Here is a 20063-nt window from a genome sequence, read left to right on the forward strand (position 1 = left end):
TGCCTAGTCGCCAAAGCGAATCCGCGCCGCCAAGCCCACCCCAGCTTCGGGTGGCAGGTAAAGATTAACCTGCCGATAGGGGGCCCGTCCCGAAATCAGCATCCGACGGTTCGCCAGCGCCTCGGCCAGTTGCTTTTGCAGTGCAACTGGCCAATAGCCGCCACAAACAGCCAGCAAGCTGCGCAGGTCTTGATTCTCTTTTTCAGTCAGCACCGTCACCGCCCGCCAACCACCGCCCCAATCCATATCTGGCGTGCCAGTCTTGCGTCGCGCGGGCGGAATGACCGGCGCGCGTTGATCCAGCGCCACGATGGCATAGGTGCAATCAAAGCCGTTCAGATTGCTCTGCACCACGCCTTCCGAGAACCGTCGGCTGGCCAAGGGCGCCGCAATCGGCGTCAGATCCGCGAAGAAATCCTGCGCATAGGCCCCCGTGTCGTGGCACTGCCCCGGCGTCCAGATGCAGGGGAAGGCGCGCGCGAGTTCGCGCAGCAACGGCAGGCCAATGATCAGGCCCAAACCGCAGGCCAGCACCATCGCAAAAAGGCGCGCCATCCGGGCACGCCTTTTGTAATTTTCAAGCGCTGACAAAGCCGTTACACCACCCGCTCGACCATCATCTTCTTGATCTCGGCAATCGCTTTGGCCGGGTTCAGCCCCTTCGGGCAGGTCTTGGTGCAGTTCATAATGGTATGGCAGCGATAGAGCTTGAACGGGTCTTCCAGATCATCAAGCCGCGCACCCGTCGCCTCATCCCGGCTGTCGATGATCCAGCGGTAAGCGTGCAGCAAAGCCGCTGGCCCCAGGTATTTATCGCCATTCCACCAATATGACGGGCAAGACGTGCTGCAACAGGCGCACATCACGCATTCATACAGCCCATCGAGTTTAGAGCGATCCTCAATCGACTGCCGCCATTCTTTCGCAGGCTTGTTGGTCTTGGTCTCCAACCACGGCATGATGCTGGCGTGCTGGGCGTAGAAATGCGTGAGGTCGGGGATCAAATCCTTCACCACCGGCATATGCGGCAGCGGATAGATTTTCACATCGCCCTTCACCTCATCCAAACCGTAGATACAGGCCAGGGTGTTGATGCCGTCGATGTTCATCGCACAGGATCCACAAATCCCTTCCCGGCAAGAGCGGCGGAAGGTCAGCGTCGGGTCGATCTCATTCTTGATCTTGATCAGCGCGTCCAAAATCATCGGGCCGCAGCTGTCCATATCAACGAAATAGGTGTCCACCCGTGGGTTTTCGCCGTCATCCGGGGTCCAGCGGTAAATCTGGAACTTGCGCACATTCGCGCCCGCAGGCTTCGGCCAGGTCTTGCCAGTGCGGATTTTCGAGTTTTTCGGCAGGGTGAACTGAACCATGTCTCAGACCTTTTGTTCTTTTCCGCGTCAGTATCGCTTGGCGGGAATGCTGCTATAGGGACGCGTCGGCATCTCACCCGAGCGGTGATAGACGCAATTTTGGTAAACTTGGTCAGGGTCTTTGCCCTGAAGATAATCCGAGCTGAAGGTGATCTCGCCAAACGTGGTTTTACGCCCGTTCGAGCCGATGCCAACCCCAACCTCGCCGCGTGGATGCTCGGCCAGACGGGCGCGCTCAAAGCACTCGCGCTCGGCCTGCGCGCGCGGGATCGGCCCACAGGCGATCAGCGGCAACAACGCAAGCAAGGCAAGGGTTGGACGCATCGGCTACCCTTTCAACGGCGGCACGCCATTGCGTGCAAAGCAGGCCGTGGCACTGGGCCTTGTGGCAAGGTTGCGGATATTCTGCACCGTCAAAGTGCCCGCCTCAACGCCGACATCCCGCGCCAAGGCCCGGATTTCATCAGACCCTGCCGCATCCAGCACGCATTGCGTCGCAGCCTCGGCGACATTGCCTGGCAGTTCGCGCGCCAAAACCGGACGCACCACGGTTTCCGCCGTCCGCCGCATCGCTTTATCCGCGAGAACCTGCGGATCACAAGCGGCAAGCAGGCCAAACGCCACCAGCGCGCTCAGCGCCCTAAATCGGCAAACAGGCATAGCCATCTCCTCCGGTAAACGTATTGCGGCAGGCTTGGCGGACGGGCCGCGCAGGCGGGGCCGCAGGTTTCGGCGCAGATGCGCCCGAGGTGTAGGTTTCAACGGTCATCGCGCCGCTGCTACCTTGGGTTTCCACGACCGTCCTTCGGCCCGCCATACTTGGAGCCATCAAGGCTTTCGCTTTCACGCAAGCATTGATCGCCGCCAGTTCCTTGGGCGTGCCGGGAATGTCGCCCTGCACCCCGGATGCATGCGCCGCCGCCGCCCGCGCGGTAAATCCTGACTCAGCGCTGCATTGCTCAACCACCGTCACCGAAGGTTGCGAGGCCGCGCCACTGTCGACGCAGGCCGTCAACGCCAGCAGCAGCAGGGCGACGCCACGCATCAGAACTTCCTTTCAGCCGGTGCGATCTTCTTCAGTGAAATCCCGCCATCGGCTTCCGAGGTCAGGGGTGCTGTATGCACAGGGCGATAGTCCAGCTTGACCGAGTTTCCGTCAACCCAAGCCAGCGTGTGCTTGCGCCAATCGGCGTCATTGCGCGTGGCGTAATCTTCATGCGCATGCGCACCCCGGCTTTCGGTGCGGGCATGAGCGCCCACAATCGTCGCCAGCGCGTTCGGCATAAGGTTCTGAAGTTCCAGCGTTTCCATCAGATCCGAGTTCCACACCAAGGACCGATCCGTCACCTTGATGTCACCCATCTTGCCTGCAATCGCGGTCATCTTGGTGACACCTTCGCCAAGGGTCTTGTCGGTGCGGAACACCGCCGCATCGGCCTGCATGGTCTTTTGCATCTCCAGCCGCAGATCGGCGGTCGGGATTGCGCCATTGGCTTGCCGCGTCGCATCAAACCGCCCCAAAGCCTTGTCGACTTCCGCCCGGTTCACATCCGCAGCCCGCTCCTTCGGGTTCACAATTTCCCCCGCCCGGATCGCCGCCGCCCGGCCAAACACCACCAAATCAATCAGGCTATTGGACCCCAAACGGTTCGCACCATGTACCGAAGCACAGCCCGCCTCGCCCACCGCCATCAGCCCCGGCACGGTGGCATCTGGGTTCGCATGCGTCGGGTTCAGCACCTCGCCGAAGTAGTTGGTTGGAATCCCGCCCATGTTGTAATGCACCGTCGGCAGCACCGGGATCGGCTCTTTGTGCAGATCAACCCCCGCAAATATCCGCGCACTTTCCGAAATCCCCGGCAACCGCAACGCCAAAGTCTCGGGCGGCAAATGGTTCAGGTGCAAATGGATGTGGTCCTTGTTCGGCCCCACCCCACGCCCCTCACGAATTTCAATCGTCATGCAACGGCTGACATAGTCCCGTGGCGCGAGGTCCTTATAGTGCGGCGCATACCGCTCCATAAACCGCTCCCCGTTGGAGTTGGTCAGGTATCCACCTTCCCCCCGCGCGCCTTCGGTGATCAAACAGCCCGAGCCGTAAATCCCGGTCGGGTGAAACTGCACGAACTCCATATCCTGCAACGGCAACCCTGCGCGCGCCACCATACCGCCACCATCGCCAGTGCAAGTATGCGCCGAAGTCGCGCTGAAATAGGCTCGCCCGTAACCGCCCGTCGCCAGCACGGTCATCTTGGCGTTGAACACATGGATCGTGCCATCGTCGAGCTTCCACGCCACCACACCGGTGCAGCGGCCATCGGTCATGATCAGGTCAATCGCGAAGTATTCGATAAAGAACTCGGCATTATTCTTCAGGCTCTGCCCATACAGAGTATGCAAAATCGCATGCCCCGTGCGGTCCGCCGCAGCACAAGTCCGCTGCACTGGCGGGCCTTCGCCATATTCGGTGGTATGGCCGCCAAACGGGCGCTGATAGATCTTGCCCTCTTCGGTGCGCGAAAACGGCACGCCGTAATGCTCCAGCTCATAGACCGCTTTCGGAGCCTCCCGCGCCAGATATTCCATCGCGTCGGTGTCGCCCAGCCAATCCGAGCCCTTCACCGTGTCATACATATGCCACTGCCAAGAATCCGGCCCCATATTGCCCAAAGACGCGGCAATCCCACCCTGTGCGGCCACAGTATGCGAGCGTGTCGGGAACACCTTGGTCACGCAAGCCGTGCGCAAACCCTGTTCCGCCATGCCCAAAGTCGCGCGCAAACCAGCACCGCCAGCACCCACCACGACCACATCATAGTCATGCACTTCATACGGATAAGCAGTCATATCAGCCCCTTAAAGCGCAATGCGCACAAGGGCATAGAGCCCCGTGGCCGCAATCACGGTGGAAAGCGAGATCACAAACATGATCGACAGTTTGCGCGCCGTGCCATGCACGTAATCTTCGATCATCATCGTGGCCCCCATCGCGAAATGCCGCATCCCGATCACCAGCACCAAAGCAGTCAGGATTGAGGTGAAGGGGCGCGCAAAGGTCGCCCGTACCGCCTCATAATCCTGTCCCAAAGCGTGGCCGACGATGTAAACCCAAGTCGGCACCATGAAGGCCAGCGCCACAGCCGACAAAGTCATCGACCAGTGATGCGCCGTGCCGGTATGCGAGGCACCCTTGCCCTCAGCCCGTTTGCGCGCGGTAAGATAACGCATATTCAGCCCCTTACACGATCAGAATGGTGAGAATGGTGAAGATAAACGACCCCGCGATGATGCCCCAGCCCAGCTTTTCGGCAGTGGCAATCTCCAGCCCATGGCCCGCATCGAAATAAAGATGCCGCAGCCCCGACAGATAGTGATACCACACCGCCCAGGCCGAACATGTGAACACCAGATCGCCGAACCAGCTTGTCGCCACCGCATTGGCCACCGCGAAATATTCGGGCGACACCGCCGCCGCAAACAACCACCACACCGCCAGCATCACGCCGACAATCAGCCCGTTGCCGGTGATCCGGGTCAGGATCGAGGTCACCGAGGTCAGTTGCACCCGGTAATACGGGCCGATCATAAACGGCGAAAGTGGGCGTTCGACTACCCGTTTGTTCTCGGCCATATCGGTTCCCTTCCTCTTGATCTTACATTCGATCCACGTCGGGGCCATACAGGGCAAATCGCCTGGCGGCTGCGCGGCTTTGTTCTTCAATAGCGCTTATATCACGCATGTCACCCCAAACCACGCCGCAACTGCACAATGTTTTCGCTATCAGGTGCAGTTTTTCCGCTTTGTGATCACGCAAAAAATCCATGTGATCACAAAATCCTTCAATCTGGCGAGGCTTCCCAGATCGCTTGCAGGTTCTGGGCATATTCGTTGCAAATCGTAATAGTTTGTTGACTGGGGCTGTAATAGGCGTTCGCCTCGCCGCAATCGGCCACCACAACGCTGATCAGTTCGGGCAAGCCGAAGCGTTCGTTGATACTCTTGACCTCGTCCGCGATCAGATCGGCAAGCGGTTGGCCGTCCTGCCCCGGCACCATCTCCAACCCGACATTTTCACCGCCCGGCGTCGCGTCTGCCAGCACCGCCGCCCAAGCCCCCGAAGCGGACTCCCACTCCGACGGGCAACGCTCTGCCCGCTCCGCTGGCAGGCCCAGATCATCGGCAAGCGCTTGCCGCGCCTCGGGGTTTGCCCCGTAGAACAGGCAAACCACGGTATAATAGCGTTGCATATCAAGGCTATGCTCGTCGGAATAGGAAGGCTCCTGACCGCCTGCCTCGCGCTGAGCGGCAAGCAGAGCATAGGCCGTGGCATCGCTGGCAAGGATGTTCGCCGCCGCTTCTTCTTCCCAGATGTCATTCATCAAGATCACCGACAGATGATCCGCCGCGTCTTCTTCCTTGCCCAAAACCGGCAGGTGCAGCGCGTCGATCATAGCGTGGCCCAACTCGTGATAGAAGGTCGCGATCACCTCATTGGCGATGAAAGCGGATTCTTCCTCATCCTCGGGAAACTCAAACACCGTCTGGGCCGCCGCACCCGTCGCCATCGCGCCCCAAAGCGCCAGCCATAGAAATTGCCGCATGATCCCCCCAAGTTTTGGCCAACCTGCCACGGCGAGCCAAACCAGACAACGCTTAGCGCGCAAATGTTAAACCGGCATCAACGCCCAAACATCCAGATCGAGCAGCACCTCGGGCAGATATTTGCCATCCGCCGCCCGTAGCGCCCCCGCAGCGCCGCGAGTCGCCACCAACCGCAGCCGGATCGCACCCACACCGTTGGCATCCGTCTCGACCATATCCAGCACTTCCGACCACGCCCGCACCGTATCCCCCGCAAAGCACGGATTCGCATGGGCGCCTGCGTTCAGCGCCACCAGCATTTGCGCATTGGCCAGACCGTTAAAGCTCAAAGCCCGCGCCAGCGAGATCACATGCCCACCGTAAATCAGCCGCTTGCCATCCTGCCTTTGCGTGGCATCAAAATGCACCTTGGCGGTGTTCTGCCACAGCCGGGTCGCCAGCATATGCTCGGCTTCCTCAATGGTCACACCATCGACATGGTCAATCACCTCACCCACCGCATAATCCCGCATCCGGTGCGGCTCGCCGGCCAGTGCGAAGTTATACCCCGAAAAATCAAGCCCCAGCGGGATCACCAGCGCGGAAGGCTCCACCACCTTAGCCAGTTCCGGCACCACCGCCACCGGGGCGGCCGCGCCAAAATCGCGCTTCTTCACCATCACCCAACGGACATACTCCAGCACCGCTTCCTCATGCTGGTTCAGCCCAACCGTGCGGACATAAACCACGCCCGACTGCCCGTTCGAATTTTCCTTAACCCCGATCACCGTGCTTTCAGACCGCAGAGTATCGCCCGGCCACACAGGCCGCAGCCAGCGCCCCTCGCCATAGCCCAAATTCGCCACCGCGTTCAGCGACACGTCCGGCACGGTCTTGCCGAACACCACATGAAAGGCTGCCAGATCATCGAAAGGGCTGAACGGCAGCCCGCAATCTTGGGCAAACACATCGCTGGAATACAACGCATGACGCGCCGGATACAGCGCATGATACAGCGCGCGTTCCCCGCCCGAAACCGTGCGCGGCACCGCATGGGTGATCACCTCACCCACCCGGTAATCCTCAAAAAACCGCCCCGCATTGGTCTTGACCGCTGCCATCTCACCCTCCGTAGGGTGGGTGAAACCCACCACTGCTATGCCTCGCCCAGCTTCATCTCGGGGTCATATGTCCCCGGCACATCCTTCACCACCGCCTGCCCGCAGCGCATCACGCCGCGCGCCGCATCAAAGCCATAGGTCGGCCCGCCATGCAGCACCCAGCCCTTGCTCAGTGCCAAACTCACCTTGTGGCAAAACGCAGACGTGTCGTCGTCCGACAAAAACCGGTACAGCTGCATCAGGAATACGTCCCCAAAAACACCGGATGCCCCAGCCATGCGTGGATCATCGCGATAATCCCCAGCAGCACCACAGTGCCCACAAGGTTCATCGCATCGCCCTTGATGCCGCGCCCATTGGTCGGGGCCACCCAAACCGCAGCCCGGTTGATCAGCAGCATCTCGACCAAGGCCCAAATCCCGATACCGCCAAACAGCACCAAAGACGCCTGATCGCCATTCACCAGCAAATGCGCCACCGCCCAGACCACAGCACCCCACAGCATTGGATGCCGCATCTTCGGATACAAAGTGCCCTTGGTGCCGCCCACCCCGAACAGGAATAAAGACACCAACATCAAGGTGTTATTCAGATGCCCCATCCCCGGAAGCGGCGTGTAAACCGAAACCCAGTCCGCCGCGCGATAGCCCACCACCATCAGCACCACCGCCAACAGCAAGAGCCCTGTCACCACCAGCTTGCCCTTGTCGCCCATGCCAGCCCGCATATTCGGTGCCACACGTTTGAAGAAATGCGCGCCCACCCATAGTGCCAGTCCCAAAATCAGCCAGATCATCGCAAAATCCTATGCAGACAGCGCGGCTATCATCTGGGCCTTCCCTAGAACCGCCTGTGCGGTGACGATATGCAGGTTTTCGACGATCTTTCCATCCACAACCGCCACGCCCTGCCCCGCCGCCTGTGCTTGGTTGAAAGCCGCGATCTGACGGCGGGCGAGGTCTAACTCCGCCACCGACGGCGCAAAGGCCGCATTGGCGATCTCCAGCTGTGCCGGATGGATCAAGGTTTTGCCGTCAAACCCCATGTCGCGGCCCTGCACACATTCCGCCAGCAGCCCCGCATCATCCTTGAACGCGTTATAGACGCCATCGACGATTACCCGGCCATAGGCCTTAGCCGCCAGCAGACACAAGCCCAACCCCGCCTGCAGCGGCAACCGATCCGCCCGGTGCCGAGCGCCCAATTCCTTGCCCAGATCATTGGTGCCCATCACCATGCCTTGCAGGCTGGGATGCGCGGCAATTTCCACCGCGTTCAACATGCCCAGCGCGGTTTCCATCATCGCCCACAAGGGTTTAGCCGACACAGCCGCCACCGCATCCAGATCCGCAGCCCGGTTTACCTTGGGGATCAGCACAGCCTCCACCCCCGGATGCGCCCCAAACACCGCCAGATCTTCGGCCCCCCATGGGCTATCCAACCCGTTGATCCGCACAATCCGCGCCCGATGACCAAAGCCGTCCTCAGCCAAAGCCTGCGCCAAAACCTCGCGCGCTGCCGCCTTTTCCTCAGGGGCCACCGCATCCTCCAGATCGAAGATGATCGCATCCGCCCCAAGGCTGCGCGCCTTCTCCAGCGCCCGCTCTTTCGAGCCCGGAATATACAGCACAGAACGGAAGGGGCGGCCCGACGAGATAGAGGTCATGATTCTCTCCAGCAACAATATTGCGCCAACCGACCCCATTTTGCCACTTTCGGCAAGCCTAGAAATGCCGCAGCGCAGAAAAACCGTGCGCGGCCTTAACACTTTCCTCGCATCTTCCGCGCAGCCTCAGCTCAAACCCCAACCGGAGACTGCAATGGAAAAGACCTTCTTCGCTTTGTCACTCGGCTTCGCAGGCCTGATCCTCGCCGTTCACGCAGCCGAAGCCGCCCCCGTTCAGATCGCCTTATACCCATCCCACATCAGCTTGATCGACACCAACAGCAGCGCCCAAGTCACCAGCTGAAAGAACAGCTTCTCTGGCAGCCATTTCACCAGCCGCACCCCCAGAAACACCGAGGCTGCGGCAATCGGCATCAGCACCAAGACCTTCTCAAGGCTGGCCAAATTGATCTGCCCCAGCAGGTAATACGGGATCAGCTTCACCGCATTGATATAGGCAAAGGCAATCGTCGAGGTGCCCGCAAACACCGCTTTGCTCAGCCCCAAAGGCATGGTGTAGACCTGATAAGGTGGCCCGCCAGAATGGCTGACAAAACTTGTAAACCCCGTCACCGCCCCCCAGAACACCCCCGGTGCCACTTCAGCCTGCTTTGGCTCTACCACCACCCGCCGCTTGATCAACAGGTTCAGCGCGAACACCACACCGATCACCCCGATCAGCACCGTCACCCAAGCCTCTGACACCAGAGTCGCGGTGAAATAGCCAATCGCAATTCCCAAAGTCGCCGCTGGCAGCAAGATCGCCAACACCCGACGGTCAAACTCCCGCCGATAGGCGTAGAGCCCGAACATGTCCGACACCACATACAGCGGCAAAAGCAGCCCCGCCGCCGTCACCGCATGGATCCCCGGCACCAGTGCCAACACCGGCACCCCCAGCATCCCCACCACCGGCAAACCGCCCTTGCCCATGCCGACAAACACCGAGGCCAGCACCGCCAGCGCCCAAAACGCGAATCCATCCATCATGGCTCTTTCCCCTGCCTGCGGAATCACCCATGATCACCGCGTTGCCGATCCCGGCGGCCCCTGAATCGCAAGCTTATCGCCGAAGCCCAAAGCTGCCAGCGCCCGTTTAGCGCAAACAGTCCAAGCAGGCCAGCAGCTTACCCTGCCGCAGTGCAGCGACTTGCGTTCAGAGGCCAAACGGGTTTAGCATACCACAGTATACAAACCCTTCGGAGACTCAAATGGCACGCCCAAAAATCGCGCTGATCGGCGCAGGTCAGATTGGTGGCACGCTCGCCCATCTCGCCGCCATCAAAGAACTTGGCGACATCATTCTGTTTGATATTGCCGAGGGCACCCCGCAGGGCAAAGCGCTGGATATCGCGCAATCCGGCCCCTCCGCTGGCTTTGACGCCTCGCTAAAAGGCGCCAACTCCTACGCCGATATCGCCGGTGCTGATGTCTGCATCGTCACCGCAGGCGTGCCCCGCAAACCGGGGATGAGCCGCGATGACCTGCTGGGCATCAACCTGAAAGTGATGAAAGCGGTAGGCGAAGGCCTGAAGGCCCATGCCCCGAACGCTTTCGTGATCTGCATCACCAACCCGCTCGATGCGATGGTTTGGGCGCTGCGCGAATTCTCCGGCCTGCCGCACCACATGGTCGTCGGCATGGCAGGCGTACTGGATTCTGCCCGCTTCCGCCACTTCCTCAGCGTTGAGTTCAACGTCTCGATGCGCGATGTGACCGCCTTCGTTCTGGGCGGCCACGGCGACACCATGGTGCCCTTGGCGCGCTATTCCACCGTTGGCGGCATCCCGCTGCCCGATCTGGTCGCGATGGGCTGGACCACGCAAGAGAAACTTGACGGCATCATCCAGCGCACCCGCGATGGCGGTGCCGAGATCGTCGGCCTGTTGAAAACAGGCTCGGCCTTCTACGCCCCGGCGCAATCGGCGATCGAAATGGCCGAGGCTTACCTGAAAGACCAAAAACGCCTGCTGCCGTGTGCGGCTTACGTTGACGGCGCGCTTGGCCTCAAAGGCATGTATGTCGGCGTCCCCACCGTGATCGGCGCGGGCGGCATTGAGCGTATCGTGGACATCAAGATGACCGCAGACGAGCAAGCCATGTTCGACAAATCCGTCGACGCCGTGAAGGGCCTTGTCGCGGCTTGCAAGGCGATTGATCCGTCGCTGGGGTAAGCCGTAATCGGCAACCGGGTAGGGTGCGTGATTTTACGCACCAACCTTAAAATGCGCGCCTCAAAATGGCGCGCATTTTGCGATTTGCTGGGTAGAATTTGGATAGGGTGGCGTAGGGTGGCTGAAACCAAACTTCCCAATGATGCACAAAACGGGCCAACAAAAATATTATTTCTGAAATTTTACCGCGTGCTTGCTCCATCTCTGACAAAACGCGCGAACCTTTTCTTTCATTGCCTCACTTGCATTCACGATAAAGAAGGTGCGACAGCTATAGGCATTGGCGCGAACCGCGACTGTCCCTTCGCCAAGCTGTTCTATCCAATGCTGAACCTCTGCCGAATGGCCCCCGGCTCTGCGTGTGTTGTGATGATAGAACACAGCCGTTCTGTTCACGGCCAGCGCCCTAGCTTCGCCCAGCGGCATCTGCTTGCCAAAGTTTTTTTGAGATCGCCGCTTTAAACTTTCATCAATCAGCCCGTTGTCAGGATCAGCAAACACCAAATCTGATTCCGCGAGTTTGTTTTGAAGCCTTTCAAACCAATTCTTCCGCCATTCTGATCGTTGCCCGTGTGGCAAATTCGCAGTTAGCAACCGCTCATTGAAAAAAGTCCCCTGCAAAAAAGCAGCTCGTTCGATTCCTTCGACTGTCCGTCCAAGGGTAGCATCATACGCCGTAGCGCTTAGGGTCAGGACCTATTGATTTTGCAACGCAGCCGTGATTCAGGCTCCGCAAGGAGACTGAGCAATGAGCAACCTTTACTGGCTGACGGACGAGCAGATGGCTCGACTTAAACCCTTCTTTCCCAAGAGCCACGGGGTGCCGCGTGTCGATGATCGTCGGGTCTTGAGCGGCATTATCTTCATCAATCGCAATGGCTTGCGTTGGTCTGACGCGCCGAAGGAATACGGCCCGGCGAAGACGCTTTACAACCGTTGGAAGCGATGGGGCGACATGGGCGTCTTTGCCCGGATGATGGAAGGGTTGGCCTCCGAGGCGGCGGTCCCGAAGACGGTGATGATCGACGCGACCTATCTCAAGGCGCACCGCACGGCTTCAAGCCTTGGGGTGAAAAAGGGGGGCGCGGTCGTCTGATTGGCCGGACCAAAGGTGGCATGAATACCAAACTGCATGCCGTCACTGACGAAAACGGCCGACCGATCCGCTTCTTCATGACCGCAGGTCAGGTCAGCGATTACACCGGCGCTGCGGCCTTACTGGGCAGCTTACCCAAAGCGACGTGGCTGCTGGCTGACCGGGGTTATGACGCCGACTGGTTCCGAGACGCCCTGAAAAACAAGGGGATCACGCCTTGCATCCCCGGCCGGAAGTCACGCGCGAAGCCTGTCAAATACGATAAACGCCGATACAAACGCCGCAATCGGATTGAGATCATGTTTGGCCGTCTCAAAGACTGGCGGCGGGTGGCAACACGTTACGACAGATGCCCAAAAGTCTTCCTCTCCGCCGTCGCTCTCGCCGCAACCGTCTTGTTCTGGCTTTGACGATCAATGAGTCTGGACCCTAGGGCATCAAAAAGCTCTGAGTCTAAGTGTCTCCATTTTTGATGGTCTCTGAGATAATGCGTATGCCGTCCGTCAGAATTGTGTCCCTCATCCGGGTATAGATACCAAGCCACTCCCAGCTTTTTGCCTTCCCCAAGAGATGCCGTAACGGAGCCTGCGTCGCGACCCGCCCGTTACCGTTGCAGAATCGCGGGCAAGCTGGCGCCATTCCCGTATCGGATCCACAGGGAGGAGTGCGGGATGAAGCTGTTTGTCAGACTGGATGTGTCGCTGGAGAAGACCGCGATCTGCGTGATCAGCGAGCATGGGAAGATCGTGAAGGAGGCGCAGGTGGCGAGCGAACCCGAGGCGCTGTTGCGTTGGATCAACGATCAGGACGGCGCAATCGCTGCCGTCGGGCTCGAGGCTGGCCCCTTGTCGCAGTGGTTGCATCGCGGGTTGTCCGAGGCTGGGCAGCCTGTCGTGCTCATGGAAACCCGGCAAGTGAAGGGCGCCCTTAAGGCTATGCCGATCAAGACGGACCGCCGTGATGCCGAAGGTATCGCGCGTCTTCTGCACCTCGGCTGGTTCCGGCCTGTTCACTGCAAATCGGTGTCCGCACAAGAGGTTCGGGCGGTGCTCACTGCTCGAAAGGCCGTGCAACAGGGGTTCATCACGCTGGAAATGTCTTTGCGCGGTCTGCTTCGGAACTTCGGACTTAAGGTCGGCACCATATCGCGAGGCCGGTTCGAACAGCGTATCCGCGAGCTGGCGGCCGGTAATCCGATGCTGGAAGCGGCAACCGAACCCATGCTCAGCGCGCGGTTGCCGCTGCGGCGAGAGTTGGCGGGCCTTGAACGCCATGTCCGTCAACTCGCGCAGGAAGATCCGGTCTGCCGCCGGTTGATGTCGATGCCCCCTCTCGGCAGATTTGCTTCGCAAATCGCCTGCCGGGCAATGGGGATCGGCGCTGTTGTGGCACTGACCTATCGATCTGCGGTCGATGATCCAGACCGGTTCACTTCCTCGAAGAGGGTCGGGCCGTGGGTCGGCCTGACTCCCTCGCGAAACCAGTCGGGCGAGCGAGACATCTCGGGTGGGATCACCAAGGCGGGCGACGTCAACCTTCGACGCGCGCTGTGTCAGGCTGCCACGGTCATGATGTATGAGGAGGGTCAGAAAACAGTCCGGTGGACTGTTTTCCCGACGATTGGTGGGCGGGCGAGCTGGCTGCGAACCTGGGCCGCAAAACTTGCGCGCCGTCGTGGTGCCAAGCGCGCGATGGTTGCGCTGGCGCGGCGTATCGCCGTAATCCTACACCGCATGTGGAAGGATGACATCGACTTCCGCTTCGATACTCCGGTGATCCATGCCGGCTGAAGACACAAGCTCCAGACTGCTGCCCGCCTGATCGCGGGCCTTCGAGGTCCCGACGGGACACGGTTGCGATGATGCCGTGCTCAGGACTGACGCCGATCACACAGAGCACGCCAATGAGATGGGCATATCGGAATTGCATTGAACCAGCATCATGTTGGCGGCCATCGCGCTGACCACGGACCGAAGCATGCACCCGGGTCGACCTCAGGCGAAGGCTGCCGAGAAGGGAAGCAGACTAAGCTCTCAAAGCACAAAACCGCAGTTCGGCGGCGCATCCCGCATGCGCAAAACCGCTTGACTGGGACGACCCCGTTACCGAAGGGTCAGCAAAGCAAACTTTGCAAAGTCTCCAACGTCACCGGCGTAGCGATCTTGCAAAACAGCCCCCATTCAGTGCCAACCAAGATCGCCAACCCATCATAACACCCAAGTTTGGGTCAACCTCAATTCACTTCCCCCGCTTTCATCTTGGCTCAAGTATCCAACGGGGGAGGCTCTTGGCCCTTCGCCAAGAGCCTGGGGGTGTGAAACCCCCACCTTCTCTGTCTCAAATCCCTAACAAACCCCTAACGCCACTCCCCAACCCCTTGACCAAAAACACATTTCAAAAGTCCCAATCCGGGACCTTCCCCCTAAACCCCGCGCCGCAGCCGCCTGATCCGCCGCCGCAGCCCCGCGCCAATCCGCCCCAACCAGCCCTCAGCCCGCCGCGCCACATAGCTGACTGCCTGGCCGTCATACTCCGCCACGCTCAGATCCACCGCCAGCCCCGGAAACACCCGCGCCAGATCGCCGCGCAAATCCAAATCCCCCGACGTGATCAAATCCAGCGCCCGCAAAGCCGCCGCCCGCTCCGGGCTCAACTGCTTGATCGACAGATACAGCGCCTCAAGCCCGTCCGGTGTCGCATCCGCCGCCGCAGTCGCCGCCAGCTGCGCCCGCCGGGCTGGGGCAAAAGCCTGCCACCCCGGCTGCTGCGCCAGCGTCCGCTGTTTCTTGCTGATCCAGCTTTGCATCGTCAACCCGTCGAAATGAAACAGCCGCCAGCCCTGTAAGGTGCCGACCTCTGCCACGCTGACATTGCGCGCCGAATGCACATCCGCCTGCAAGCCCCGCCCGGTGCGAAAGAACGCCTTGCTCGACGGATAGCTGGTCATGCCCTGCCGCAGAAACTGCGCCACAGCACCGTCAATCGCATCCACCTGCGCCTGTAGCCGTGGCGGGTTGGGCCGCCGAAACACCCCGTCAAAGATATTCTCCGGGTCGGGTGCCGCCAGATACACCCGCTCCGCAACCGCCACCTGCGCCACCAGACAACTGGCAGGCAAAGCCGCCAATGCCAAAGCGACATCGCCGCTGGCCGACAAAAACTCGTCGCTGTCGATATGCAGCAGCCAACCCACCGCACTCGCATCGTAGGCGCGCTGCAAATTATAGCGCTGCCGATCCGACGGCGCCCAAGGCCGCCCCTCCGGGGCTGCGCGCCAATAGGCCGCGTCGCAGCGGATCAGCACACAACCCGGCACCCGCGCTAATACGGCCTCTAGCGCTGGCTGCGGCGTGTCGAGATAAAGATGTACCTCTGCCGCACCCCGCGCAAAACTGGCCGCGACAAAGCTGATGATTAGCGGCGCAGGCTCACTGACTGTGGCAACAACACTCCATCGCAACCGGCCCGAGCCTCCCTCTAGTCCGCCGGGCAAGCTTAGGCGGGTATCCCGATCCTGTCCACTCCGCGCCGCCAGCCCCCCGCTGCAATCCTAAACAAATCCTTAAAATCACCACCCCAACCCATTGATTCTAAACACACTAAAATGGTCCCGAGTTGGGACCACCCCAATTCCTCCCCGCATCCCCCCTTGACACCCCCCTCTACCTCCGCCCAACTCCGCCCAAACCTCCGGAGGCCAAGATGACCAATTTCCACGCCGAGCTTGAAACCCGCCTGATCCGCTACGCCAGCATTGACAGCCAATCCAACGACAGCTCCGCCACCTCGCCCTCCACCGAAATCCAGCTGAACATCCTGCGCCTGCTGGAGACCGAACTGAAAGACATCGGCGCGTCAGACGTCCAACTCACCCCCTACGGCACGGTCCTCGCCACCATCCCCGGCACCGCACCCGGCCCGACTGTCGGCCTGCTCGCCCATATCGACACCGCCCCGCAATTCAACGCCGCGGGCGTCAAACCCCGGGTGATCCGGGGCTACAACGGCGGCGCGATCAGCTTTCCCGACAACCCCACCCTGACCCTTACGCCCGAGCACAACCCCTACCTCGGCACCAAACAAGGCCACGACATCATCACCGCCTCCGGCACGACCCTGCTCGGGGCCGACGATAAAGCCGGCGTCGCGATCCTGATGACCGCCGCCCGCCATCTGCTGACCAACCCCGGGATCCTGCATCCCACCCTGCGCCTCGCCTTCACCCCGGATGAGGAAATCGGTCGCGGCGTCCATTCCAACCTGCCTGCGGACCTGAAAGCCGATTTCGCCTACACCTTTGACGGCGGTGCTGTCGGCGAAATCGAATACGAAAGCTTCTCAGCCGACAGCGCCGTCGTCACCATCAAAGGCGTCTCGATCCACCCCGGTTTGGCCAAGGATAAACTCGTCAACGCCATCCACCTCGCCGCCAAGATCATCCAAACCCTGCCGCAAGCCACGCTCACTCCGGAAACCACGTCCGACCGCGACGGCTTCATCCACGCCACCGATATGACCGGCGGCTCCTCGGAAATGATCCTCAAATTCATCCTGCGCGACTTTGAACGCGATGGCCTTGCCCAAAAAGGCGCGCTGCTGCAACAGATCTGCGCCGCCGTCGCCGCCACCGAACCGCGCGCTGAAATCACCTGCGTGATCAAGCCGCAATACCGCAACATGCGCTATTGGCTGGAAAAAGACATGACCCCTGTCGGCCTTGCCCGCGACGCCGCCCGCTCCCTTGGGATTGAACCTGTCTCTGTCCCGATCCGCGGCGGCACCGATGGCTCGCGGCTGACCGAGATGGGTATCCCCTGCCCCAATCTGTTTACCGGGATGCAGGATATTCATGGCCCGCTGGAGTGGATTTCGGTGCAGGATATGGGCCAAGCTACCGCGTTCTGTCTTGCACTCGTCCAAGAAGCGGCAAAGCCTAAAACTTAGTTCAAATTTTCATCCTCTGCGCCGAAGTCTCCCACGGGGGTCCGGGGGTGGGAAACCCCCGGCGTTTGTGGCAAGAAACCACATGGCCCAGCACATCTCGCCCTATCATGCTCCGAATTTCTACGCTGATGCCCTCGCAAAAGGCCGTCACCGTGACATCGTTGGCGGGCGCTGGGACGAGACAGGCCGCATCCAAATGGAGATTTTGCTGGGGGCTGGCCTTGACCCCGGCCATCGGTTGCTCGACATTGGCGCGGGATCGCTGCGCCTAGGCTGCAAGGCGGTGCAATACCTGACCCCCGGCCACTATTGGGCGACCGATCTGTCCGGCGCGCTGCTCAAATGCGGCTACGAGACGGAAATCGCGGATAAATCCCGCCTCTCGCCCGCGCAGCTGATTGAGGATGCTAATTTCAACTTCCCCGGCGTGCCCGACAATATCACCCATGCCATCGCCTTTGCGGTGTTCACTCATTTGCCCACCAATCATCTACGCCGGGCGCTGATCCAGATCCGCGCCCGCTTTCCGGCCTTGCAAAAGCTGATGTTCACCGCCTTTCTTGCCCCCGATGCCAGCGCCAGCCTGCTTCCGGTCAAACAACCCGACGGCGTGGTCACCCACGATACCCGCGCGCCCTATCACATGCTGGCAGAAGACGTTCTGCAGCTGACCCGCGCTTCGGGTTTTGCAGTGGATCAACACCAAACCCGCCTACCGCGCGGGCAGGTGTTGTTCGTGGCCACCCCAGCCTAGGGTCTGGAATCCCACAGTTGCCATCGCAGACCGCCTGGCGCACCCTACGCCAAATCCCAGTGGAGATTGCCATGCGCCTGCTGCCCGCCCTTTTGCCGCTTCTGTGCCTTGCAGCGCCCTTGCAAGCCGAAACCCTTAGCGCCGAGATTGGCAGTAGGGGGCTGGCTGCAACCGAAACGCGGTTGGCCGCCCTGCCCGCGCCGACTGACGCTGAACGATTTGCTTTGGGGGGTGTGCGGTTTCTGGGATCTGTCGAGACGGCTTTGCAACTGCGCTATAGCGCCGGGATGACGGACCAGACAGGGATGCTGCCGTTCCTGCGCCTGCCTTTGCCGTACAATTTCGCCCCCAAGCCATTCCAGCCCGCGATGATCGCTGATCTGTTTCGTAGCATCGACGCCAAGTTGGGACTGGCCCGCGAACCGCTGGCCGGAATCCCAGATGTCTCTGATTTCAAGTTAGAGATCAACTTTGCAGATCTGTGGTTTGACATCAATGCCAACAAGACCCGCGACCAAGGCGAGGATGCGATGGCGGTATTGGGACCGATGCTATTGGGTTGGCAATGGGCCAGCCGTGACCCTGCCACCCCCGCCCCGGTTGTGACATTCGATGCAGCCGATGCGGCTTGGCTTTCGGCCTACACCCATCTGTTGCAAGGCGTGTCCGATGTCGTGCTGGCCTACGACCCGACTGAACCAATTGACCGAATTCTACAGACCCGAGCCGCGATGCAACGCCTCGGCGGTGTCAGCCCGAGCTTTTTCACGGGTGCAGGAAGCGATGGGCTGGACGAGTTGGACGTGATCGCCATCGCGATTGCCGCTTTGCAACAAACACCCGATGCAACCCGAATGACCAGTGCGCAAATACATTTCCTGAGCATGATCGCCGACAATCGCCGGTTCTGGGCAACCGTCGCGCAGGAAACGGACAATGCCGCCGAATGGTTGCCGAATGACAAACAGCAATCGGCTTTGGGGGTCACTCTGCCACCGGGCACCGGGGCGGTGTGGCTTTCGGTGCTGGACGATGCCGAGGGACTGCTGAAAGGTACCAAACTCGCGCCCTATTGGCGGCAGCAGGGGGCGGCCGGGGTGAACATTGCCAAGATCTTCACCGATCCGCGCCCCGCCGATCTGGCAGGCTGGATCCAAGGCTGGGCCGCCGTGCCCTATCTGGAAAAAGGCACGCTTGTCAGCGACCAGAACTGGAGCGCGTTTGAGCAGATGATGGGCGGTGAGGCGGTGATGCTGTCGTTTTATCTGAACTAACTCAGGCCAAATCCGGCGCGTGTTTCTGCAAAAATTCAGCATAGCGCAGGCGCAAACTGGCATCAAACGCCGCCTCTGACAGATCCGGCGCAAGGCCCGCTGCGGCCAAAACCGGGCGTGGATCAAAGCCTGTCTCGTCCACAGCACCAAAGCGCCGCAACTGCCTAATCTGATCAGGCTCCACCTCTTTCAGCACTGCCACCAACGCCGCGCGCATCTCTGGCTCTGCCATCGCCTCGCACATCGACAAAAACTGCGTGGTGCGCGCCTCGCCGTGGCGGTTGCTGGCGTGGCTCGGCGGCTCATTGGCCCGGCGCAGCAATTTCAGGGTGAAATGCAACCGCGTCAGCCCATCAAAATGCAACATCCGCGTGGTCAAAATCGGCCGATGCGCCGGCTTGCCTGTCGGCGCGTGCAGCCCCATTTCCATGCCAGCCCCCACCCGTACCAGCGCTTTCCCCGCCTTGTGCCCGGTCAAGCCAAAGTGGAAAAAATCCCGCATCTCGCCATAAACCTTAGCACCATTGCGGCTATATTCCGGCAGCTCATGGCGAAAAATCCCCGAAAAAATCGTCTCCCCCACAGCGCCCTTGGGATAGACCCGCTCTGCCACCAGCAGGCGCATATACATCGCCCGCGCCGGGGCCGTCGCAAGTTCCGCGCGCAAAGCATTGCCATCGCGAATAAATTCGTCACCGTCGCAATGCAGCAGCCAATCGGCATCGCAGGCCGCATAAACCCGCCGCGCATTCTGCACCTGCCGATTGGTGTGCTGCCCCGGACGCGCGCCCCGCTTGGACGTGGCCCAATACGCCGCATCACAAACCGTCACCTCACAGCCCGGCAGCTTTGCCAGCATCTCTTGGGCCTCTGGGTCGGGCTTATCCAGGAACAGATGCACTTTACTGGCCCCCTGAGCGAGATGATGCGCAGCGAAAGCCGCCGCCAGCGGGCTAGGCTCATCCAGGGTTGCAACCACTGCCCAAGTTGGTTTCATTGAACTGTTGCCATCCCGTTTTACACCTGTGCGTGAACAATGCCGGGCGTTAGCGCCAACGGCAAGCCCTGAAAAACTTAAG

At 60.5% G+C, this 20063-nt stretch carries 23 protein-coding genes; 6 read left to right on the forward strand and 17 right to left on the reverse strand.

The annotated features are described in order from the left end of the window. Positions 1-3: 3 nt before the first annotated feature. From ACS5RD_RS20000 to ACS5RD_RS20065, 14 genes are all read right to left on the reverse strand, one after another. Positions 4-555 (reverse strand): hypothetical protein, encoded by a 552-nt coding sequence (locus ACS5RD_RS20000; RefSeq protein ID WP_054007050.1) that lies wholly within the window; start codon positions 553-555, stop codon positions 4-6. Between the two features lie 41 nt (positions 556-596). After that, complete coding sequence (locus ACS5RD_RS20005; protein ID WP_054007049.1) at positions 597-1373, reverse strand: succinate dehydrogenase iron-sulfur subunit; 777 nt, start codon at positions 1371-1373, stop codon at positions 597-599. A 27-nt stretch (positions 1374-1400) separates the two neighbouring features. Next, positions 1401-1697 carry a hypothetical protein gene (locus tag ACS5RD_RS20010; protein ID WP_054007048.1) on the reverse strand — a complete coding sequence of 99 codons (297 nt, stop codon included), beginning with the start codon at positions 1695-1697 and terminating at the stop codon, positions 1401-1403. Positions 1698-1700: 3 nt separating this feature from the next. Further along, positions 1701-2033: a hypothetical protein gene (locus ACS5RD_RS20015; protein WP_054007047.1), complete on the reverse strand. Its 333-nt coding sequence runs from the start codon at positions 2031-2033 to the stop codon at positions 1701-1703. After that, entirely contained in the window at positions 2014-2418 is a 405-nt protein-coding gene (locus tag ACS5RD_RS20020; protein ID WP_489928846.1) for a hypothetical protein, read from the reverse strand. The genes ACS5RD_RS20015 and ACS5RD_RS20020 overlap by 20 nt, the downstream gene beginning before the upstream one ends. Further along, positions 2418-4220 (reverse strand): succinate dehydrogenase flavoprotein subunit, encoded by a 1803-nt coding sequence (gene sdhA / locus ACS5RD_RS20025; protein WP_054007045.1) that lies wholly within the window; start codon positions 4218-4220, stop codon positions 2418-2420. Before sdhA ends, ACS5RD_RS20020 begins: the two co-directional genes overlap by 1 nt. A 9-nt stretch (positions 4221-4229) precedes the next feature. After that, positions 4230-4601, reverse strand: a complete 372-nt coding sequence (sdhD, locus tag ACS5RD_RS20030; protein WP_489928847.1) for a succinate dehydrogenase, hydrophobic membrane anchor protein — start codon at positions 4599-4601, stop codon at positions 4230-4232. A gap of 10 nt (positions 4602-4611) precedes the next feature. Then, on the reverse strand, positions 4612-5004 hold the full coding sequence (sdhC, locus tag ACS5RD_RS20035; RefSeq protein WP_489928848.1) for a succinate dehydrogenase, cytochrome b556 subunit: 393 nt from the start codon (positions 5002-5004) through the stop codon (positions 4612-4614). 209 nt (positions 5005-5213) lie between these two features. After that, positions 5214-5975 carry a DUF4344 domain-containing metallopeptidase gene (locus ACS5RD_RS20040; RefSeq protein ID WP_489928849.1) on the reverse strand — a complete coding sequence of 254 codons (762 nt, stop codon included), beginning with the start codon at positions 5973-5975 and terminating at the stop codon, positions 5214-5216. A gap of 66 nt (positions 5976-6041) precedes the next feature. Then, positions 6042-7076, reverse strand: coding sequence for a MaoC family dehydratase (locus ACS5RD_RS20045; protein ID WP_489928850.1), 1035 nt, complete (start codon positions 7074-7076; stop codon positions 6042-6044). Positions 7077-7111: 35 nt separating this feature from the next. Next, the gene (locus ACS5RD_RS20050) at positions 7112-7315 is read right to left on the reverse strand and encodes a DUF1737 domain-containing protein (protein WP_054007040.1); all 204 of its coding nucleotides are present in this window, start codon (positions 7313-7315) and stop codon (positions 7112-7114) included. Then, a complete protein-coding gene (locus tag ACS5RD_RS20055) occupies positions 7315-7872 on the reverse strand; it encodes an NnrU family protein (protein WP_489928851.1) in 558 nt (185 codons plus the stop codon). Before ACS5RD_RS20055 ends, ACS5RD_RS20050 begins: the two co-directional genes overlap by 1 nt. A 9-nt stretch (positions 7873-7881) precedes the next feature. Continuing rightward, on the reverse strand, positions 7882-8742 hold the full coding sequence (locus tag ACS5RD_RS20060) for an HpcH/HpaI aldolase/citrate lyase family protein (RefSeq protein WP_489928852.1): 861 nt from the start codon (positions 8740-8742) through the stop codon (positions 7882-7884). 234 nt (positions 8743-8976) lie between these two features. Then, the gene (locus ACS5RD_RS20065) at positions 8977-9729 is read right to left on the reverse strand and encodes a sulfite exporter TauE/SafE family protein (RefSeq protein ID WP_489931411.1); all 753 of its coding nucleotides are present in this window, start codon (positions 9727-9729) and stop codon (positions 8977-8979) included. Between the two features lie 224 nt (positions 9730-9953). On the opposite strand from ACS5RD_RS20065, the gene mdh reads away from it, so the two are divergent. Continuing rightward, the gene (gene mdh / locus ACS5RD_RS20070) at positions 9954-10916 is read left to right on the forward strand and encodes a malate dehydrogenase (RefSeq protein ID WP_489928853.1); all 963 of its coding nucleotides are present in this window, start codon (positions 9954-9956) and stop codon (positions 10914-10916) included. A 168-nt stretch (positions 10917-11084) separates the two neighbouring features. Here the strand turns inward: mdh and ACS5RD_RS20075 are convergent, their stop codons facing one another. Then, on the reverse strand, positions 11085-11537 hold the full coding sequence (locus ACS5RD_RS20075; protein WP_489928854.1) for a hypothetical protein: 453 nt from the start codon (positions 11535-11537) through the stop codon (positions 11085-11087). Positions 11538-11664: 127 nt separating this feature from the next. On the opposite strand from ACS5RD_RS20075, the gene ACS5RD_RS20080 reads away from it, so the two are divergent. Together ACS5RD_RS20080 and ACS5RD_RS20085 are read left to right on the forward strand one after the other, a co-directional pair. After that, positions 11665-12422 (forward strand): IS5 family transposase gene (locus tag ACS5RD_RS20080; protein WP_489927796.1). Its coding sequence is split into 2 segments (ribosomal slippage): positions 11665-11983 and positions 11983-12422, totalling 759 coding nucleotides; the frame shifts between segments, so codons are not numbered across the junction. Between the two features lie 261 nt (positions 12423-12683). After that, on the forward strand, positions 12684-13802 hold the full coding sequence (locus ACS5RD_RS20085; RefSeq protein WP_489928855.1) for an IS110 family RNA-guided transposase: 1119 nt from the start codon (positions 12684-12686) through the stop codon (positions 13800-13802). A gap of 632 nt (positions 13803-14434) precedes the next feature. Here the strand turns inward: ACS5RD_RS20085 and ACS5RD_RS20090 are convergent. Beyond that, positions 14435-15472 (reverse strand): glycosyltransferase family protein, encoded by a 1038-nt coding sequence (locus ACS5RD_RS20090; protein ID WP_489928856.1) that lies wholly within the window; start codon positions 15470-15472, stop codon positions 14435-14437. 242 nt (positions 15473-15714) lie between these two features. Here ACS5RD_RS20090 and pepT point away from each other — a divergent pair, with 242 nt between their 5' ends. From pepT to ACS5RD_RS20105, 3 genes are all read left to right on the forward strand, one after another. Continuing rightward, positions 15715-16956 carry a peptidase T gene (gene pepT / locus ACS5RD_RS20095; protein ID WP_489928857.1) on the forward strand — a complete coding sequence of 414 codons (1242 nt, stop codon included), beginning with the start codon at positions 15715-15717 and terminating at the stop codon, positions 16954-16956. An 82-nt stretch (positions 16957-17038) separates the two neighbouring features. Continuing rightward, the gene (locus ACS5RD_RS20100) at positions 17039-17710 is read left to right on the forward strand and encodes a class I SAM-dependent methyltransferase (RefSeq protein ID WP_489928858.1); all 672 of its coding nucleotides are present in this window, start codon (positions 17039-17041) and stop codon (positions 17708-17710) included. A 71-nt stretch (positions 17711-17781) separates the two neighbouring features. After that, entirely contained in the window at positions 17782-18984 is a 1203-nt protein-coding gene (locus ACS5RD_RS20105; protein ID WP_489928859.1) for a hypothetical protein, read from the forward strand. Position 18985: 1 nt separating this feature from the next. On the opposite strand, the gene ACS5RD_RS20110 is transcribed toward ACS5RD_RS20105, so the two are convergent. Then, positions 18986-19981, reverse strand: a complete 996-nt coding sequence (locus ACS5RD_RS20110; RefSeq protein ID WP_489928860.1) for a glycosyltransferase family protein — start codon at positions 19979-19981, stop codon at positions 18986-18988. Positions 19982-20063: the final 82 nt, after the last annotated feature.

The organism is Cypionkella sp. PAMC25878, assembly GCF_058135695.1.

Coding starts and splice junctions, on each gene's coding strand:
- ACS5RD_RS20060 (WP_489928852.1), bottom strand. CDS start 8,742: ATGACCTCTATCTCGTCGGGCCGCCCCTTCCGTTCTGTGCTGTATATT.
- ACS5RD_RS20010 (WP_054007048.1), bottom strand. CDS start 1,697: ATGCGTCCAACCCTTGCCTTGCTTGCGTTGTTGCCGCTGATCGCCTGT.
- ACS5RD_RS20065 (WP_489931411.1), bottom strand. CDS start 9,729: ATGGATGGATTCGCGTTTTGGGCGCTGGCGGTGCTGGCCTCGGTGTTT.
- ACS5RD_RS20050 (WP_054007040.1), bottom strand. CDS start 7,315: ATGCAGCTGTACCGGTTTTTGTCGGACGACGACACGTCTGCGTTTTGC.
- ACS5RD_RS20000 (WP_054007050.1), bottom strand. CDS start 555: ATGGCGCGCCTTTTTGCGATGGTGCTGGCCTGCGGTTTGGGCCTGATC.
- sdhA (WP_054007045.1), bottom strand. CDS start 4,220: ATGACTGCTTATCCGTATGAAGTGCATGACTATGATGTGGTCGTGGTG.
- mdh (WP_489928853.1), top strand. CDS start 9,954: ATGGCACGCCCAAAAATCGCGCTGATCGGCGCAGGTCAGATTGGTGGC.
- ACS5RD_RS20105 (WP_489928859.1), top strand. CDS start 17,782: ATGCGCCTGCTGCCCGCCCTTTTGCCGCTTCTGTGCCTTGCAGCGCCC.
- ACS5RD_RS20005 (WP_054007049.1), bottom strand. CDS start 1,373: ATGGTTCAGTTCACCCTGCCGAAAAACTCGAAAATCCGCACTGGCAAG.
- sdhD (WP_489928847.1), bottom strand. CDS start 4,601: ATGCGTTATCTTACCGCGCGCAAACGGGCTGAGGGCAAGGGTGCCTCG.
- ACS5RD_RS20055 (WP_489928851.1), bottom strand. CDS start 7,872: ATGATCTGGCTGATTTTGGGACTGGCACTATGGGTGGGCGCGCATTTC.
- ACS5RD_RS20015 (WP_054007047.1), bottom strand. CDS start 2,033: ATGCCTGTTTGCCGATTTAGGGCGCTGAGCGCGCTGGTGGCGTTTGGC.
- sdhC (WP_489928848.1), bottom strand. CDS start 5,004: ATGGCCGAGAACAAACGGGTAGTCGAACGCCCACTTTCGCCGTTTATG.
- ACS5RD_RS20045 (WP_489928850.1), bottom strand. CDS start 7,076: ATGGCAGCGGTCAAGACCAATGCGGGGCGGTTTTTTGAGGATTACCGG.
- ACS5RD_RS20020 (WP_489928846.1), bottom strand. CDS start 2,418: ATGCGTGGCGTCGCCCTGCTGCTGCTGGCGTTGACGGCCTGCGTCGAC.
- ACS5RD_RS20040 (WP_489928849.1), bottom strand. CDS start 5,975: ATGCGGCAATTTCTATGGCTGGCGCTTTGGGGCGCGATGGCGACGGGT.
- ACS5RD_RS20110 (WP_489928860.1), bottom strand. CDS start 19,981: ATGAAACCAACTTGGGCAGTGGTTGCAACCCTGGATGAGCCTAGCCCG.
- ACS5RD_RS20085 (WP_489928855.1), top strand. CDS start 12,684: ATGAAGCTGTTTGTCAGACTGGATGTGTCGCTGGAGAAGACCGCGATC.
- pepT (WP_489928857.1), top strand. CDS start 15,715: ATGACCAATTTCCACGCCGAGCTTGAAACCCGCCTGATCCGCTACGCC.
- ACS5RD_RS20100 (WP_489928858.1), top strand. CDS start 17,039: ATGGCCCAGCACATCTCGCCCTATCATGCTCCGAATTTCTACGCTGAT.